The following is a 16,692-nucleotide window of genomic DNA, read 5'->3' as shown; positions in this document are numbered from 1 at the left end:
TCTGGTCATCGTGCGTGCCCATGACCTGGCACATCGTGACCGTTCACCCCATCGTGACACCCGCACTACGAATCGCGCACGCTGGGGCTTACTCAACCCGCCGTGAGCAGGACTACTCACGGCAGCCGCGCATGGCGCCTGTCATGTCCCCGTGATCAGCGGAACGACGCCAGCAGGTCCAGCAGGTACACCGCGACCGCGCCGATCCCGACGCAGAAACCCGCGCCCCGCAAGAGCTTGCTGGCCATCGGCCGCTTCCAGGTGACGAGCACGCGTTTGCAGGACGTGCAGCGCTGGTTGCCGTGCCAGGCCGCGCCGCAGTGCCGGCAGCCGCCCATTCTCAGGCTCGCCTGCTCTTCGTGCCTGGCGGCGTGGTCGAGCGCGGCCGAGCATCCGGTGAGCACGAACGCGAGGAGCAGGAGCGAAACCAGCCATGTCGTGCTCACGAACGCCTCCTGGCCGTTGACCGGGAAACGTTCAATACTAATCGTGATCGCGAAAAATCGGGAAGCAGCTGGTGCGGTACGCCCGAATGCCGTAGCGGCAGTATGTCCTAAGTGGACAGACTGGCGGCGGAGCCCGGTCGCTTCGCGTGCCGGCGGATCGCGAACAGCGCGCCCAGTGCGAGCGCGGCGGTCACCCCGGTGAACGTCATGGCCGCCGCGGGCAGCCCGAACAGCGCGGACGCGGCGCCGACCAGGATCACCGGCACCGAGATGCCGATGTAGGCGATCACGGTGAACGCCGAGACGGTTTCGGCGCGCCGGTCGGCTGGGCAGTGCTCGGTGATCGCGGCCATCCCCGCGCGGAAGCTCAGGCCCTGCCCGGCCCCGATCACGAACGCGCTCACCGCGAGCACGGGGAGGGATTCGGTGCCGACGGCGGTGGCGAGCCCGGCGAGGCCGAGCACCAGCACCAGACAGCCGGACGGCAACGCCGATCCGGCGCGCCAGCGGTACGACGCGAGCTGGCTCAGCGTCGACCCGGCGAACATCGCGAACACCAGCAGCCCGGCGAGGGTGTGCGCGGGCTGGTGCAGGACCGTGGTGAGGAAGGCGGGCGCGACCGCGGTCAGGAGCCCGAACACCGAGAACGCGGCGAACACCGCGATCGCCGACGGCACGAACGCGGCGCGGACGACGGCGGGCACCGCGGGCCGCTGCGGGCGGAGCGCGGCGCGCAGCGGCCCCGGCGTGACGGTTTCCGGGATCCGCCACACCAGCACGGCTGCGGGCACCAGCAGCACGAGGTGCACCGCGAACGGGAGGTGCAGCGGCGACGGCGCGTGGTCGGCGAGCAGACCGGCCAGCAGCGGGCCGCAGCCGAGGCCGAGCATGTTGACCGCGGTGGCGACCAGGGTGGCCTTCGCGCGGTGCGCGGGCCCGGCGAGCTCGGCCATCGCCACCGTGGCCACGGCGGTGACCAGCCCGGCGGAGAACCCGGACAGGACCCGCCCCGCGAACAGCACGGGCAGCGAAGGCCCGGCCAGGAACACCAGCCCGCTGACCGCCGAGACGGCGATCGCGGCGAGCAGCAGCGGGCGGCGGCCCACCACGTCGGACGCCCTGCCGAGCAGGAGAAGCGTGGCGAGGACGCCGACCGCGTACACCGCGTAGACGACCGTGGTGAGCAGCGTGTCGAAGCCGAGTTCGTGCTGGTAGAGCGGGTAAAGCGGGGTGGGCAGGGTGGTGCCGGTCATGGTCGCGGCGAACGCGTACCCCACGGCTCCGACCGCGGCGGACGGCCGGAGCCCGCGTGCCGTGGCCGGATTCGCCGTGACTGTCATGGAGGACTCCTTCGTGATCGGCTGCGCAGCCAGTGTGGATCAGCACCGGTCAGTGATGCCAACACATAATTCCGCCGACATTCATTGGTACAGTCACTGAATGGAGCTGCGTCAGCTCACCCATTTCCTCGCCGTGGCCGAGCGGCGGCACTTCACGAAGGCCGCCCAGCACCTGCACCTGACCCAGTCGAGCCTGTCCTCGTCCATCAGGGCGCTGGAACGCGAGCTGGGCGGGGACCTGTTCGTCCGCAGCACCCGCCGCGTCGAGCTGACAGAGGCTGGCCGCGCGCTGCTGCCCGACGCCCGCCGCGCGGTGGAGGCCGCCGAGGCGGGCCGTGACGCGGTCGCCGGGGTGCACGGGCTGCTGCGCGGCACGCTCACCGTCGGCGCGATCCAGACGCTCGGCATGGTGGACCTGCCCGCGTTGCTGACCCGCTACCACCGGCGGCATCCCGCGGTCGGGCTGCGGGTACGCCACAGCAGCGTGCGGGGGCTGGTGCACGCGACGATCACCGGCGAGCTCGACCTCGCCTTCGTCGACCGGCCGCTCGGCCAGGACGCCGACCGGGTGCGCGCCTACCCGCTCGCCGCCGAGTCGCTGGTGCTGGCGGTGGCCGCGAACGATCCGCTGGCCCATCGCGGCAAGGTGCGGATCGCCGAGCTCGGTGACGCCGACTTCGTCGAATACCGGGCCGATTCGGCGCTGAGGGCGAGCATCGACGCGGCGAGCCGCGAAGCGGGCCTGCGCCGCCGGATCTGCTGCGAGGTCGACGTGATCACCGATCAGGTCGAGCTGGTGGCCAACGGGCTCGGCGTGGCGCTGCTGCCGCCGCTGGCACTGCGCACGGCGGGGGAGCGGGTGGTCGGGGTGCCGACCGAGCCCGCGATCGGCAGGGAGCAGCTCGTGGTCCTCGCCCGCGATCGCGAGCCGTCGCGGGCCGCGGTCGCGCTGCTGGACCTGCTGCCTTCGCTCAGGGCCGCCAGGAGCTGACGTACTGCGGGTGGTCGGCGTACGGCGCGGCGAGCAGCCGCAGGGTCAGGCACCAGTTCGCCCCTGGATCGTCACTGGGCACGTGGCAGGTCTGGCACCAGTAGTCGCCGCCGTGCACCGGGAAGCCGGGCACCCGCTCGTGGACGGTGGTGCGGTGCTCGTGGCAGATCCGCCGCGCCGACTCCAGCTCGTCGACCATGCGGTGCACCGCGTCCAGTTCGACGCCGTTGAGGCTGCGGATGCGTGCTTCCACGAGCACGCTCCCTTCCTCGCGCACGATCGCCTCGCCCGATTTCCGCTTGGTGACGGCGCGCATGAGGAGGGTCTGGCGTTCCGTTATCCGCGTGTTCAGGAACGCGACCAGGTCATCCATTCGACGTCCTCCCGTGCCGGGTACGGCCGATTCCACGGCAGCCGTGACGGCGGACTCGTCCTTAGGGGAAGACGCGGCGGTGGCGTGTTTCGTTACGCCACGCGGTGGCCGGGCGGAAGCGGGGCCACCGCGTGGCAGTGCGTGGTGGCTCAGCCGACCGACACCGAGCACAGGGCGGGCAGCCCCAGCTCGCCCTTGGCTTCCCGCAGGGTCTTGCCGTCGACGACGATCTTGCAGGTGGTGGTGGCGTCGGTGGCGCTCTGCACGGGGGTGCCGGAAACGGTGAAGCTGTGGGAGCCGCCCTTGAAACCGGCCTTCAGCCGCCATTCCGCGCCGGGCTGGACGACCTCGTCCTTGCTGTCGAGGATGTCACCGGCCTTGACCGTGACCGGCTTGTTCGTGGTCACCACGAATTCCACGGTCTGTCCACCTTGGACATCCTTGCCGAACTGCAGCCTGCTGGCACCGACCTCGTCCACCGCGTTCTTGAACAGGGCGGCCCACACGATGCAGACGACCAGACCCGCCAGCGAAAGGACGATACCCGCGATCGCGATTCCCGGGTTGCTCGCCGCTCCCTTGCGGGTACGGGAGAAACCGACCGAGGCGAGCACCAACCCGATGATCACCAACGGCCAGGCGACGACCCCGACGATCGGGATGAAGGAGAACACCAACCCCACCAGGCCGAGTACGAAACCGGCCGTGCCGAGCCCGTTCTTGGGCTGGCTGACCGGCGCGTCCTGGCGTGGCGGATGCTGCGGAATCGTGCTCATCGGTGACCTTTCGCGAGTGAAGCGCGGCGCTCCCCATTTCCCGCCCGGTGGGAATACCGGGCGGGACGGCACCGCACGCGTAGCCTTTCGCTGTGCGTGCGGACGCCGTTACCGTCACTTGGGGTACTGCCGACCCAATCGTTACCTTCGGCTCGCGGCCACCGGTCAGGATGCCGCGGCGTCCACCGCGGCGACGGCGTCGAGCAGGTCCTCGACCACCGGGTCGGCCACCGATTCCTGGATGCACCGCCACAGCTCCAGGTTCGCCATCGCCCACCGCGAATAGGTTGCGGCGGCGTCGGGGTTGTAGAAGTAGTACCCGTCGTCGTGGATCCCGGTCTGCTCACCGACGATCTTGTCGGCGAGCGCGCGCAGGCTCAGCCCGTTCTCTTCGAGATAGCGGTGCGCGAGCATGACGGGCGTGATGGGCAGCGCTTTGAACAGCGTGTCGGCGTCGCTGAGCGCCTGCGCCTCCACCGAGATGTCGCGGTGGCGCGTGCACATTTCCGCTTCGTCGACGATTTCGTCGATCCACTTCGCGGTTTCGGCGTCCACCCCGGCCTCGGCGAGCACGTCCATCCGGAGGCTGCGTCCCGCCGATGCGGGCGAATTGCGCCGGATGAGGTAGTTCACGTCGTGGACCAGTGCGGCGGTCTTCACCACCGACACGTCCGCGCCGTTGACCGCGGCGAAGTCCGCCGCCTTCGACCTGACGAAATTGACGTGGTGCCAACCGTGGAAGGGCAGCCGATCGGCGTACCGGAGGCAAAGATCCCGTACGCGTCGTTCTACCGCGGAGTACGCCGCGTTCCCCACCGTGGGAAAAGCGGTGATGACCTGGTGTTCAGTCGTGGTTACGTGGACATTCTGGTGGGCATGCATCGACCTCTCCGATCCCAGCCGTGCGACACAGGCGGGTGCAGAGATGGTAAACGCAGGCCGGGGCGGCCCGTCAGATCCGCTGGGTCAGCTCCCCCAAGCGGGTCTCCACCGGAACGTGTCGATGACTCACCCCCGTCGACGGGTCGTAGGAAAGGCTCCAGTCGTATACCGGCCGCGATTTGATCAAGAACGTCATGGTCCCGTCGAGCGCTTTCGGGATCCGGTGGAATTCACTCGCGAGCAGCACGCCCGATTCGCCCGCCGCGCACTGTTCGCTGCGCTGCAGCACGGTCGACGTGACGAGCCCGGCACCGGGGTCGATTTCGGCGTCGTACCGTTCGTGCAGGTAGCCGCCGTTGAGCAGTGCGGTGCAGAAGTGGTACCGGTGGTTGTGCACGGAATCGGCGTATCCCGCACGCCAGTCCTTCTGCGGTTTGTACTCGTGCAGCCAGAACGAGAAGTCCGCGTCCGGGTCGACGTAGAGGCACCACGCGAAATGGGTGGTGGTCTCGCGCGACCTGCCGGCGACCGCGGCCGCTTCGCTCGGGGAGAGATCGGTGAGGTGCGAGCGCAACCGTGTCTTCAGGCCTGCGGTGTCGACCCAGTTCCGAAAGGGCGCGTAGGTGAGTTGCCACCTTTCCCGTTGCGCGCCGGTGTGCCTGATGTCCTCGGCGAGGCTGCCGAGAACGGATGTATGCCTGCGCACGAGCATCAGCCCTCCAGTTCGGCGGCGGTAGAGAATTCCTGGCGAAAGCCGTGGAACCTCTCCTCCAGGTCTTGGAACTGCTTCGGCGAAAGGGTTGCGCCGGTGATCTTGTGGAAGATCGCCGAGAACTCCTCCCTCGTGGTGTCCGGTGTGATGAGAAAGTGGCGCGCGGTCCGCGCGCGGCAGATGCGCAGGAATTCGGCGCGTTCCATGTTGTAGATGAACGACCCTTCGGAAAATCGCAGTGTGCGCGGGTAGAGCTGGGGAGCCCCGCCGACGTCGCTGTAGAGCGTGATCCAGACGCTTTCGTCGAACATCTCCATCCGGTCCACCGGCGGGTCGGTGACCACCGTGATGTCGGCGCGGGTGCAGCGGCTGCGCGCGAGGTAGAGCCCGACGAGCCCCATCCAGATCTCGTCGTGCAGCCGGCGGGAGATCGCTTCGGCGTCGGCCTCCGCGCCGGCCCGGCGGAGCAGGTAGCGCGCCCTGCCGCTGATCGTGGTCGCGTCCTTGGGGTCGGCGATCACCGCGCGCAGTTCCCATTCCGCCTGCGAAACGAGCAGGCGTGCCGCCGCGTACCGGCCGGAGAACCCGCGGAAGAAGACCTGCCTCGTCGCGTGGAGGTCTTCCATCAGCAGGTGGTTGAACGCGGGGTCGGGGTCGGTGGTCGCCTCGAAGACGTTGGTGGGGAAGAACTCCTTGTTCAGGGACCGGTATTCGTCGCTGAGCTCCCGCAGTGCGCGCCTGCTCTCCTCGATCACCGGGGACACCATGGCGCGCTGCGACGCGGTCGCGGTGATCAGCGTCTGGCCGAAGCCGACTATCGCGGAGATCATCGTGCCGGTCCCGAGTGAGGTGACGAGGGTTTTGCCGCCACCGGGGTCCATGACGCTGGCGAGTGCGAGGCTGCCGCCCGACACCACCACCAGGATCAGGAGCAGTAGTCCCGTTCTGGTCCAGAAGAGCTCTTGGAGCGGGTTACTGCGGAGCCCCTTGGCATCCGCCGTCACCAGGTCACCTCCTGATCGTGACACCTCGGCATGGCATCACGACATGATCCAATACACAGAGTGTCTGTTTGAGTGCGGCTAGTTACCTTACGCCCTCGGGGTTGCTGTGAAAATAAGGAATTCGGGGGAAAGTACCTACCCGAAAATGACTCCGGACAGTATTCGTCGGCTGGGTGCCGCGTCCGGGATGGCCCATTCAGCGGCGTCGGCGCCGACGTCCGGACGGCGTGGGTGACCGTTCTTCTCCGCTGGGTGTTTTCGCTTCTGCGTCAGGAACTTGTGGTGCCGCCGCGGCATCGCCGGGAACGTCTTCCGGATTTCCGGGCCCCGCGTCATCGGTGAGCCCGAGCATTTCCGCGGCGAGGTGTTGCGAACTGGCGAACTTCCCGGCCGGCCGCGCGCTCGCCCTGCGCAGTGCCGACGGCCGGAGCCGGTGGTAGCCGCGGACCGAAACCGGCCGCCTGCTCCGCAGCTCGAACCGGTCGTCCCCGTCGAGCTCGGCGGCGAGCTCCTTGTCCACCAGGATCGTGCCGGGCCTCGCCACGGAGGTGAGCCTGCTCGCCAGGTTCACCACGGAGCCGTAGACGTCCCCGAACCGGCTCAGGATGCGCCCGGAGGCCAGCCCGGCGCGCACCGCGGGCAGCCCGTCGTCCTCGGCGGTCCGCTCGGTCAGCGCGAGCGCGATCTCGGCGCCGTCGGCGGCCGAGTCCGCGACGAAGAGCACCTCGTCGCCGATCATCTTGACCACCCGGCCGCGGTGCTCGGCGATCACCTCGGTCGCGAGCGCTTCGAAGCGCTCCAGCACGTCGCTCAGCTCGGTGTCGTCGATCTGCCGGGTCAGCCGCGTGTACCCGACCATGTCGACGAACCCGACCACCTCCGTGCGCGCTTCGAGGTCTTCGTCCGGCGCTGCCAGCGCACGCCCCGCGTACGCGGCGAGGTGGCGGCGCCACACGAAGTTCTGCACCTGCTCCAGTTCGGGGAGCACCCGGTCGACGAGCCGCGCGATCTGCCGTTCGTCCGCGCCGTCGGCGGCGTTCTCGGTGATCAGCGTCCAGAGCATGTGCACCTGCCACTCGGCGAGCCGGGACAGGTGCTGCCCGAGCGCACGCGTCACCGACACCTCGACGCTGGGCTCCACCAGCCCGGACTGGACGAGCTGGTCGGCGATGCGCATGGCGTCGACGTCGGCGTCGGTGAAGACCACTTCGTCGTCACCGACGGTGGCGAAGCCCAGCGCGCGCCACAGCCGCCGCGAGCGGTCCTCGGGGACGCCCGCCTTCGCCGCGACTTCGAGCCGGGTGTACTTGCGCTTCCCGCCGAGCAGGATCCGCTCGAGCCGCTGCTGGAGCGCGCTCGTGTCGGCGTCTTCCGGCAGCACCTCAGGTGGTGTGCACGATGAGCACGTCGACGCCCGACTTCCTGGCGACCTCCGACGGCACCGAGCCGAGGATGCGCCCGGCGAGGGTGTTGAGCCCGCGGTTGCCGACGACGAGCAGGTCGGCCGACCGCTCGACGACGGTGTCCCGCAGCGCCTCGACCGGCGCGCCGACCACCGGCGCGGTTTCGATCTTGCTCGCGCCCGCCTTCACGGCGCGGTCGCGCGCGCTCTGCAGGGTGTCTTCGGCCGGCGCCGAGCCGACGACCTGGTACGCCTCGTCGCGGAGCACGTCCTGCGCCTTCTCGACGTCGTGCTTGCTCGCCGGGTAGTACGCGCAGACGATCACGAGCGTGGCACCGGAGTCGCTCGCGACACTCGCGGCCCTGTCCACCGCGGCGAACGACGACTCCGACCCATCGGTCCCTACGACGACGGTCTGGTAGGCGGCCATCGAAATCCTCCAGCAAGGTGTCTGACCTGGTGGTCGCAGGAGTTCACGCGGGCGGGGAACCGGTGGTCCGCGCCCGCGCGTGGTCGCCTGCGACCCGGTTGGAGCTAGAGGTTACTCGCCAGTCGGTTTCGATGCCGAGGTGCCGTTGGACCGGTTCCCCGAGCGCTGACCCGGCGACGGCGACGGGGTCTTCTGGGCCGTCTTCGGCGCCGTCTTGGCCTTGGCCGGTGCCTGCTGCGGCTGCACCGCGGTGACACCGGTCTTCTCCTGCGGCAGCGGTTCGACGGCGGGCGCGGCGTCGCCGAGCGCCGCCGTCGCTTCGGCCAGCACGCCGCGTGCCGAGGCGATCTGCTCGGCGATCGCCGAGCGCAGCGAACGCAGCGCTTCGACGCGTTCGGCGGCCTGGTTGATCCGGCGGTTCGACTCCTCGGTGGCTTCGCGAACCCGCCGGTGCGCCTCGTCGGACGCCTCCGCGATGCGCGCGTTGGCCTCGGTCGTCGACTCCTGCTTGCGCCGGTTCGCGTCGGCGACGGACTCGCGGCGCCTGCGTTCGATCTCGTCGGTGGCGGTGGCCTGCTCCTCGGCGACCTTCTTCCGGATCGCCGCGGCCTCTTCGGTGGCCTCGCGGACCCGGCGCTCGGCTTCCGCCTTGCTGGTGGCCTCCTGCTCGGCGAGGATGCGCATGGCCTCGGTCCGCCGGGACGCCATCGCGATCTCGAAGTCTTCCTCGACCTGCGTGCGGCGCTGCTCGGACTCGCGGTCGAGCCGGTCGCGCTCCTCCTTGGCCGCGGTGGTGATCGCCTCGGCCTCGGCGCGCGCGGTCTCCAGCACCTTGCGGTGCTCGGCTTCCATCTCCTTGCGGCGCGCGTCCAGTTCGGTCAGGAGCTGCTCGTACCGCGCGCGCATGGCGCTGGCGTCGGTCTCCGCCTTGGCGCGGATGTGCCCGGCCTCGGCTTCGGCGCGGGCGCGCGTGTCGGCCGCTTCGTCCTGCGCGAGCCGCAGCATGCGCTGCAGCCGCTCGGAAAGGCCTTCGAGGCTCGTCGGCGGCTGGGCCAGCCGGTCGACCTGGCCGCGGAGGTCGTCGATTTCGGTGCGGGAGAGTTCGAGCTGCCTCGCCAGGTCGCCCGCCTGCGCGATCGCGGCGTCGCGGTCGGCGGTGAGGAGCTTCAGGTCGGCGTCCAACCGCTCCAGATGCTCGTCGACCTGCCCCCGGTTGTAGCCGCGCTTCGTCAGGTCGAAGCCGGCGCCCAGCGGTACTAGCTCCCGTTCGTCGCCAAGGCTCATGCCGAAAGCCTAGCCGTTCGGTCCGGCACGGTCATGTCTGCATCGTGACCATCCTGTCGACCTCGCCGGGAACATCGCGTGCTAGCTCCCACGACCGGGTGAGTGTGCGGTCACGGGTGGTCACCGAAACGTCTTGACGTGCTGGCGGGGAGATCGAGCAACGTTCGGGGGCGGTTCGGGCAGGAACGGCGCCGAGCGCTTTTCGCGGTATCGCCACCGGGCAAGAATTCGCGAGTCGGTTCGATCGAAACACGCACCACGGCAGGAGGCCCGCGATGGCGCTCGACGACGGCGTGTCGGCTACGCCGGGGACGCGGACGGCGTGCGACCGGTTCGAAGCGGCCTCGGCGACGGCGGCCGCGAGGCTGGGCGCGGTCGGCGCGGAGCTGGCTGCGCTGCGGAGCACCTGGAGGGGGAGGGCCGCGCCGAAGTTCGGCAAGGCGATGGACGAATGGGAGCGGCAGGCCGAGATCGTCGTCGCCGAGCTCGACCACATGGTGGCGGTGCTCGGCAGGGGCTCGACGGGCCCGGTGGTCACCTCGGACCCGTGCGGCGTGTCCTCGTGCTGACCGTTTCGTCCCGTCCCGAAAGGAAGATCGCGGTGCCGGCCGATCGACTCCGCTTCCCGATGGCCGAGCAGGTGCGGGATTCGGTCGCGAGCGTCACCGACGAGATTCGCGCGATCCTCGCCGACCTCGATCGCGAGGCGCGCGCGGGCATGGGGGAGTGGAGCGGCGAGGCGCGCGCGGCGTACGAGGAGAGCAAGGCGAGCTGGGACGCCGCGGCGGCCGGGATGCCGGAGTGCCTCCGCCGGGCGCAGGAGGCGCTGTCGGAGATCTCGGCGGGATGCCAGCAGGCGGAGAGCACCGGCGTCACGATGTGGGCAGGCGACGGCGGCTGAGCGGGTGGCGCGGTGGCGGCGGGCGACGGTTCAGGGAGGCCGCCCGCCGGCACCGCACTACTCCATTCGAGTGAACTGTGAATCTCCAACCTCATTCACGACCTGGGAAAACCCGGCGACTTCACGGCTTCGGTGGCGATCTGGAGGCCCCGTAGAGACATCGTGAAGTCAGCCCTCGCACACTTGTCGCCAGACGGTGCTGGTGACATTGAGTGCGGGAGGTACCAGATGGAACGCGTGCGAGTCGCGGTGCAGGCGTCGGACCCGATCACGCTGGCCGGGATCACCAGCTACCTCAAGTCGAGGCCGGAGATGCTCGTGGTGCCCCAGTCCGAGCTGGGCGACACCGACGTGCTCGTGGTGGCGATCGACAAGGTCACCTCGGAGACGGTCGCGCTGCTGCGCGGCGGCACCGGCGCGGTGGTGCCGAAGGTGCTGGTGACCTCCGAGCTCAAGGAGTCGGACCTGCTCACCGCGGTCGAGTGCCGCGTGGTCGCGGTGCTGCCGAGGGCGGCGGCCACCGGTGACCGCCTCGTCTCCAGCGTCGTCGCGGCCGCCGAGGGCGGTGGCGTGATGCCGAGCGACCTGCTCGGTGAGCTGCTCAAGCACGTCCAGCGGCTCCAGCGCGAGGTGCTCGCCCCGCGCGGGATCGACCCGTCCGGCCTGAGCGCGCGCGAGGTCGACGTGCTGCGGCTGATGGCCGACGGCTGGGACACCGCCGAGATCGCCGACAAGCTCTGCTACTCCGAGCGCACCGTGAAGAACGTGATCTACGCGCTGACCAGCAGGCTCAAGCTGCGCAACCGCCCGCACGCGGTGGCCTACGCGCTGCGCGCCGGGATGATCTGACCCGGCCGTGGCCCGCGAAGGCGCGGTGCGGCAAGATCGGCACGGGGGCTGAGGAAAGCCGACGACGTAGGGGAACTCGATGCGATTCACCCGACCGTGCCAGACCGCTCTCGCCGCTTCCGCCGTGGCGGTGCTCGTGCTCGGCGGGTGTTCGGCGTCGGGACAGGACCAGATCAAGCTCAGCGTCGCGACCTTCGGCGAATTCGGCTACGAGTCGCTGTACGCCGAGTACGAGGCGCAGCACCCCGGGATCAAGATCGAACCGAGGGTGACCGATTTCGACGCCCACCACAAAGGACTGGTCACCCAGCTCGCCGCGAGCAGGGGCGCCGCCGACGTGGTCGCGATCGAAGAGCAGTACATGCCCCGGTTCCGCCAGACCCCGGACAAGTTCACCGACCTGGCGACGCTCGGCGCGAACGACCTGCGCGGCCAGTGGGCGCCGTGGAAGTGGGACCAGGGGCTCGCCGGGAAGCGGGTGCTCGGGCTCGGCACCGACATGGGCAGCCTCGCGATGTGCTACCGCAAGGACCTCTTCGCCGCCGCCGGGCTGCCGACCGACCGCGAAGAGGTCGCGAAGCTCTGGCCGACCTGGGAAGCCTTCGCCGGCGTTTCGGCGAGGTTCAGCGAGAAGTCGCCCAAGGTCGCCTTCGCGGACTCCGCGGGCACCATCTACACCGCGATGCTGAACCAGTCCGACGAGAACTACTTCGCCAGGGCCGACGACTCCTTCATCGCCGACCGCAACCCGGCCGTCAAGCACGCGTTCGAACTCGCGGGCGGGATCGGCGCGCAGGGCCGCACCGCGAAGGTCACCACGTTCACGCAGCCGTGGAACGTCGCGATCAAGCAGGGCAGCTTCGCGACGATGACCTGCCCCGCGTGGATGCTGACGCAGATCCAGGAGGCCGGCGGCACCGGGCTGGCCGGGAAGTGGGACGTGACGAGCGTGCCAGGCGGCGGTGGCAACTGGGGCGGCTCGTACCTCACCGTGCCGGCGCAGAGCGCGCACCAGCGCGAGGCGTACGACCTCGCGCGCTGGCTCACCGCGCCCGAGCAGGAGAAGAAGCTGTTCGAGCGCAAGAACATCCTGCCGAGCGAGCCCGCGGTGTACGCGGACCCCTCGGTGCTCGCGCACACGGACGGCTACTTCAGCGGCGCGCCCGTCGGCAAGCTGTTCGCGACCGCGGCGGACCACGTCCGGCCGAACTACCGCGGTCTCGCCGACGCCGACGCGCGGCCGCCGTTCGGGCAGGCGCTCGGGCGCGTCGAGGAGGGCAAGCAGAGCATCGGCGAGGCATGGGAGCAGGCGGTGACCGAAGCCCGCGCCGCCGTGTCCGCGCACTGACCGCGTGGCAGGGCGCTGGCGGGCGATCGGCGCGCGGTTCGACGCCCGGGTAACCCCGTTCCTGTTCATCGCGCCGTTCTTCGTGCTGTTCGCGGTGTTCGGGCTCTACCCGCTGGTGCGCCTGCTCTGGATGTCGCTGCACCACTGGCAGCTCATCGGCGGCGACGAGGGGTATGTGGGGCTCGCGAACTACGCCAGGCTGTTCGGCGACCCCAACTTCTACAACGCGTTGTTCAACACCGCCAGCATCTTCCTGCTGTCCACGGTGCCGCAGCTGTTCTCCGCGCTCGCGATCGCGGCGCTGCTCAACCGGCCGCTGCGGGCGGCGAGCGCGTGGCGCGCGGTGATGATGCTGCCGAACGTGGTGTCGGTGGTGGCGGTCGCGCTCGTGTTCGGTCAGCTCTTCGGCCGCGACTTCGGGGTGGTGAACTGGGTTCTCGGCCTCTTCGGCGCGGACCCGGTGTCGTGGGAGTCGCACCGCTGGTCCTCGCACCTCGTGATCGCGCTGATCGTGATGTGGCGCTGGACCGGCTACAACGCGCTGCTGTACCTCGCCGCGATGCGGTCCGTGCCGGTGGAGCTGTACGAGGCCGCGGAGCTGGACGGCGCGTCGAGGTGGCGCACGTTCTGGGCGGTCACCGTGCCCTCGATCCGGCCCACGATCATCTTCACCGTGGTGGTGGCCACCATCGGCGGGCTGCAGCTGTTCGCCGAACCGCAGCTGTTCGACAGCTCGGGGACGAAGGGGGTCGGCGGCAACGAGCGCCAGTTCCAGACCGTCACGATGTACTTGTACGAGAAGGGGATCGGGTTGCTCGACGCCGGGTACGCGGCGACGATCTCGTGGGTGCTGTTCGTGGTGTGCGCGGTCTGCGCGCTGCTGAACTTCTCCCTCGTCCGCCGGATCGCGGGGCGCGACTGATGGCGCGCGCACGCCGCGGGGCGGGGCCGGTGGTGTACGCGCTGCTCGTCGCGGTGACGGTGGCTTCGGTTTTCCCGCTGTACTGGTCTTTCGTGGTGTCCTCACGCGACAGTTCGGCGATCGGGGAGAAGACGCCGCCGCTCGTTCCCGGCGGGCACCTCTTCGAGAACGTCAAGGCGGTGTTCGACAAGTCCGACTTCTGGCTCGCGCTCGGCAACTCGCTCATCGTCTCCACCACCGTGATGGTGTCGACGGTCGTGCTCGCGAGCTTCGCCGGGTTCGCGTTCGCGCGGCTGCGGTTCCCCGGCCGGAACTCGCTGTTCCTGGTGGTGCTCGGCACCGCGATGGTGCCATCGCAGCTCGGCGTCATCCCGCTGTACCTCGTGGTCAGCGATTTCGGCTGGTACGGCAGGCTCGAAGCGGTCATCGTGCCCGCGCTGGTCAACGCGTTCGCGGTGTTCTGGATGCGCCAGGCCTGCGAAGAAGCGGTCCCGCTGGAACTGGTGGACGCCGCGCGCGTGGACGGCTGCTCGATGCTGCGCACCTTCTGGCACGTCGCGGTGCCCGCCATCCGGTCGCAGGCGGTGGTGCTGGCGATGCTGTCGTTCATGACCGCGTGGAACGACTTCTTCTGGCCGCTGATCGTGCTGGACCCGAACGAGAGCCCGACCGTCCAGGTCGCACTGTCCAAATTGGCCAGTGGCTACTACACGGACTACTCGCTGATGCTCACCGGCGCCACGATCGGTGTGGTCCCGGTGATCGCGCTCTTCCTGGTACTGGCCAGGCGGGTGGTCGGCGGCATCATGCGAGGCGGCCCGCTGGGGCTGCGCTGACCGATGGCCGATGGGATCGAAGGGAAGGTGTGCCCGTGTGCCGTGAGCGCGGCGAAGAGGATCCTCACTCTTGGGTACGTCGCGGTCAGCCGGAGGTGGCGGCGACGAGTTCGTCGCGGCCACCGGCGCCGGTCTTGCGGAACACGGCCTTCAGGTGGTCGTTGACCGTGTGCACGGACAGCCCGAGCGACCGCGCGATCTGCTTCGGCGCCCCTGCCTCGTGGAGCTGCGCGATGACCTGGTGTTCGCGCGCGGTGATGCCGTACCAGGCGCAGAACGACGGGAGAAGCTGCTCCGCGGTGGCGGCCTGCACGACGATCGCGACGTCCCCGCTGCCGTCCAGCGGCTGGCCGTGGCAGGCGACCCACCGGCCGTGGCTCGCGGGCGGCCCGCAGATCAGCGGCGGGCCGGTGCGCGGGTCGGCGGCGTGCCTGCGCGTCTGCAGCGACAGCCCGGCGCAGTAGGCGGCGCCGGTGAAGTCCGGCGCGGTCTGGTGGTCCCGCAACTGCTTGCGCCACCACGAAACCTGCGGTGTCGCGGCCCGCACCCGGTGATCGGCGCCGACCACGAGCACCCCCGGCGCGAGCCTCGGCACCGCCGGGATCAGCGGACCCGAGGTGACGTGCTCGCGCAGCACGGTCAGCAACGGCCGCGTCAGCCGTGCCGCACCGGACACGTCGTCGTGGTCGAACGGGCTGCCGCCCTCCGCCCGCACCAGTTCGAGCGCGCCCCACACGCCCTTGGCGTCCCGCAGGGCGAGCGTCAGCGCGCTGCCGACCCCGTGCTCGGCCAGCAGTCGCCGGGCGGTGAGGTCGCGACGGCCGTCACCGGTGCCGAGGACTCCGGCGGGGACCGGCCGCTTGGTGAGTTCGGGCAGCGTCAGCGGGTAGTCGCCCGCGTAGGCGCTGTGCAGCAGGGCCAGCCCGAGCGCGGGGTCGTAGCCGTGCCAGAAGCTGAACGACCCCGCGCCGAACAGCGCCGCCGGGCTCGTGCCCACCAGGCGCAGCGCGTCGTGCGCCACCACGGGCGCGATCGCTCGGGAGAGCAGCTCGCCGAGGCCGTCCGCGCCCTGCCTGGCCGCCGCGGGCAGCTCGCGCAGCGACCGTTCGCCGGATCGGGTCACCTGCCCGAGTCTTCTCCGCAGCCGCTCCGGCGGCAATGGATCACCCCCGTACGGACCCCGCGAGGATGGCGGCGACCTCGGACGCGTGGCGGGGGAAGCCGAAACCGGCGTGGCTGCACGGCAGGGAGTGCACCTCGAACGGGTTGTCCGGGGTGTGCGCGTCGGCCTGCTTGATCAGCAGGTCCTGCATCGCGGGCGGCATCGCCTGGTCCTCGGTCAGCCGCAGGTAGGTGTGCGGGATCCGCCCCCAGGTGCCCGCGTCGATGACGTCGGTGCCGAAGTCGGTGATCTCGTCCGGCTCGAACCCGTTGAGCATCGCGAGGAACTGCTGGTCGGTGCCGTCGGCGAGGAGCGCCTTCTTCATCGCGGCGAGCACATCGGCGTCCGCGCTGCGCCAGTTCCACCTGGTGACGCCGAGCGCGGCGGGATCGCCGACCATGAGCGACCCGAAGCCGCCCAGTTCGGTCGCGGCGAACTCGGGCATCGCCAGGTATTCGGGCACCGTCCGGTCCACGCAGCACCACGCCGAGATGTAGACGAGCCGGTCGAGCAGCTCGGGCACCGCGTTGCCGACCGCGGTCAGCACCAGACCCCCGCGGCTGGCGCCGACGAGGACCACCGGGCCGTGTTCGCGAACGCGTCGGACCACGGCGATCACGTGTGCGACGAGGTCCGCGTGGGTCACCGTCGCCATGGTCGACGGTGCGCTGGCGAAGGCCGCGATGTCTTGTGGCGCTTGGTATGCGCCGGTGAAACCGGCTCCGGAGCCGTGGCCGGGGAGATCGACGGCGAGGGTGCGGTGGCCCAGTAGGGCTAGTTCTCGTTGGATCGACGTCCAGGTTCTGGCGTTGCCGTTGGAGCCGTGGACGAAGACGAAGGTTGGAGTCATGTCGTCTATGGTCGGTTGTTTGGGGTTTTTCGGAGATCCCTAAATTTGGGGGGGGGCGCGGGTTTGGTGGCGGTCGCGTGTTTGGTGGGCGCTCGCGTGTTTGGTGGGCGCGGTGCGGGTTTCAAGCGCGCCTGCGGCGCGCCGTGGGGAACTGTCGCCTCGCGGTGCGGGTCGCGTCGTTGGT

General features: G+C 70.1%; 19 protein-coding genes. 7 read left to right on the top strand and 12 right to left on the bottom strand.

Going from position 1 to position 16,692, the window contains the following annotated elements; all coding sequences use genetic code 11:
- Positions 1–155: 155 nt before the first annotated feature.
- Both ABD256_RS38740 and ABD256_RS38735 read right to left on the bottom strand, forming a co-directional pair.
- Positions 156–446: a hypothetical protein gene (locus ABD256_RS38740; RefSeq protein ID WP_344430416.1), complete on the bottom strand. Its 291-nt coding sequence runs from the start codon at positions 444–446 to the stop codon at positions 156–158.
- Positions 447–553: 107 nt separating this feature from the next.
- Positions 554–1,786, bottom strand: coding sequence for an MFS transporter (locus ABD256_RS38735; protein ID WP_344430414.1), 1,233 nt, complete (start codon positions 1,784–1,786; stop codon positions 554–556).
- Positions 1,787–1,886: 100 nt separating this feature from the next.
- On the opposite strand from ABD256_RS38735, the gene ABD256_RS38730 reads away from it, so the two are divergent.
- Positions 1,887–2,777 (top strand): LysR family transcriptional regulator, encoded by an 891-nt coding sequence (locus ABD256_RS38730; RefSeq protein WP_344430412.1) that lies wholly within the window; start codon positions 1,887–1,889, stop codon positions 2,775–2,777.
- Here ABD256_RS38730 and ABD256_RS38725 read toward each other — a convergent pair.
- The 8 genes from ABD256_RS38725 to ABD256_RS38690 form a co-directional block, all read right to left on the bottom strand.
- The gene (locus ABD256_RS38725; RefSeq protein WP_344430410.1) at positions 2,758–3,150 is read right to left on the bottom strand and encodes a DUF6221 family protein; all 393 of its coding nucleotides are present in this window, start codon (positions 3,148–3,150) and stop codon (positions 2,758–2,760) included. The two genes, ABD256_RS38730 and ABD256_RS38725, sit on opposite strands and share 20 nt — an antisense overlap.
- A gap of 149 nt (positions 3,151–3,299) precedes the next feature.
- Entirely contained in the window at positions 3,300–3,926 is a 627-nt protein-coding gene (locus ABD256_RS38720; protein WP_344430407.1) for a DUF4190 domain-containing protein, read from the bottom strand.
- Positions 3,927–4,091: 165 nt separating this feature from the next.
- Positions 4,092–4,808: an HD domain-containing protein gene (locus ABD256_RS38715; RefSeq protein WP_344430405.1), complete on the bottom strand. Its 717-nt coding sequence runs from the start codon at positions 4,806–4,808 to the stop codon at positions 4,092–4,094.
- Positions 4,809–4,878: 70 nt separating this feature from the next.
- The gene (locus tag ABD256_RS38710) at positions 4,879–5,520 is read right to left on the bottom strand and encodes a hypothetical protein (RefSeq protein ID WP_344430403.1); all 642 of its coding nucleotides are present in this window, start codon (positions 5,518–5,520) and stop codon (positions 4,879–4,881) included.
- Positions 5,520–6,524 (bottom strand): hypothetical protein, encoded by a 1,005-nt coding sequence (locus ABD256_RS38705; protein ID WP_344430401.1) that lies wholly within the window; start codon positions 6,522–6,524, stop codon positions 5,520–5,522. The genes ABD256_RS38710 and ABD256_RS38705 overlap by 1 nt, the downstream gene beginning before the upstream one ends.
- Before the next feature lie 196 nt (positions 6,525–6,720).
- A complete protein-coding gene (locus tag ABD256_RS38700; RefSeq protein WP_344430465.1) occupies positions 6,721–7,902 on the bottom strand; it encodes an adenylate/guanylate cyclase domain-containing protein in 1,182 nt (393 codons plus the stop codon).
- Between the two features lie 4 nt (positions 7,903–7,906).
- Entirely contained in the window at positions 7,907–8,356 is a 450-nt protein-coding gene (locus ABD256_RS38695; RefSeq protein ID WP_344430399.1) for a universal stress protein, read from the bottom strand.
- Positions 8,357–8,467: 111 nt separating this feature from the next.
- Positions 8,468–9,640: a coiled-coil domain-containing protein gene (locus tag ABD256_RS38690; protein WP_344430397.1), complete on the bottom strand. Its 1,173-nt coding sequence runs from the start codon at positions 9,638–9,640 to the stop codon at positions 8,468–8,470.
- A 275-nt stretch (positions 9,641–9,915) separates the two neighbouring features.
- Between ABD256_RS38690 and ABD256_RS38685 the strand changes: the two genes are divergently transcribed.
- The 6 genes from ABD256_RS38685 to ABD256_RS38660 all read left to right on the top strand — a co-directional run bounded on the left by ABD256_RS38685 (position 9,916) and on the right by ABD256_RS38660 (position 14,496).
- On the top strand, positions 9,916–10,209 hold the full coding sequence (locus tag ABD256_RS38685; protein WP_344430395.1) for a WXG100 family type VII secretion target: 294 nt from the start codon (positions 9,916–9,918) through the stop codon (positions 10,207–10,209).
- 32 nt (positions 10,210–10,241) lie between these two features.
- Positions 10,242–10,541, top strand: coding sequence for a WXG100 family type VII secretion target (locus ABD256_RS38680; protein WP_344430393.1), 300 nt, complete (start codon positions 10,242–10,244; stop codon positions 10,539–10,541).
- Positions 10,542–10,769: 228 nt separating this feature from the next.
- Positions 10,770–11,390, top strand: a complete 621-nt coding sequence (locus tag ABD256_RS38675; protein ID WP_344430391.1) for a response regulator transcription factor — start codon at positions 10,770–10,772, stop codon at positions 11,388–11,390.
- A 79-nt stretch (positions 11,391–11,469) separates the two neighbouring features.
- The gene (locus ABD256_RS38670; RefSeq protein ID WP_344430390.1) at positions 11,470–12,738 is read left to right on the top strand and encodes an extracellular solute-binding protein; all 1,269 of its coding nucleotides are present in this window, start codon (positions 11,470–11,472) and stop codon (positions 12,736–12,738) included.
- Between the two features lie 4 nt (positions 12,739–12,742).
- Positions 12,743–13,660, top strand: coding sequence for a carbohydrate ABC transporter permease (locus ABD256_RS38665; protein ID WP_344430389.1), 918 nt, complete (start codon positions 12,743–12,745; stop codon positions 13,658–13,660).
- Positions 13,660–14,496 carry a carbohydrate ABC transporter permease gene (locus ABD256_RS38660; protein ID WP_344430387.1) on the top strand — a complete coding sequence of 279 codons (837 nt, stop codon included), beginning with the start codon at positions 13,660–13,662 and terminating at the stop codon, positions 14,494–14,496. The genes ABD256_RS38665 and ABD256_RS38660 overlap by 1 nt, the downstream gene beginning before the upstream one ends.
- 85 nt (positions 14,497–14,581) lie before the next feature.
- Here the strand turns inward: ABD256_RS38660 and ABD256_RS38655 are convergent, their stop codons facing one another.
- Both ABD256_RS38655 and ABD256_RS38650 read right to left on the bottom strand, forming a co-directional pair.
- Positions 14,582–15,619 carry a helix-turn-helix transcriptional regulator gene (locus ABD256_RS38655; RefSeq protein ID WP_344430385.1) on the bottom strand — a complete coding sequence of 346 codons (1,038 nt, stop codon included), beginning with the start codon at positions 15,617–15,619 and terminating at the stop codon, positions 14,582–14,584.
- Between the two features lie 40 nt (positions 15,620–15,659).
- On the bottom strand, positions 15,660–16,508 hold the full coding sequence (locus tag ABD256_RS38650; RefSeq protein ID WP_344430384.1) for an alpha/beta hydrolase: 849 nt from the start codon (positions 16,506–16,508) through the stop codon (positions 15,660–15,662).
- Positions 16,509–16,692: the final 184 nt, after the last annotated feature.

Origin of the sequence: Amycolatopsis minnesotensis (genome assembly GCF_039529815.1) — a bacterium.
In the GTDB taxonomy this organism is placed as follows: Bacteria; Actinomycetota; Actinomycetes; order Mycobacteriales; family Pseudonocardiaceae; genus Amycolatopsis; species Amycolatopsis minnesotensis.
The sequence above is the reverse complement of the archived record's forward strand: the minus strand, read 5'-3'. Positions and strand labels throughout refer to the sequence as shown.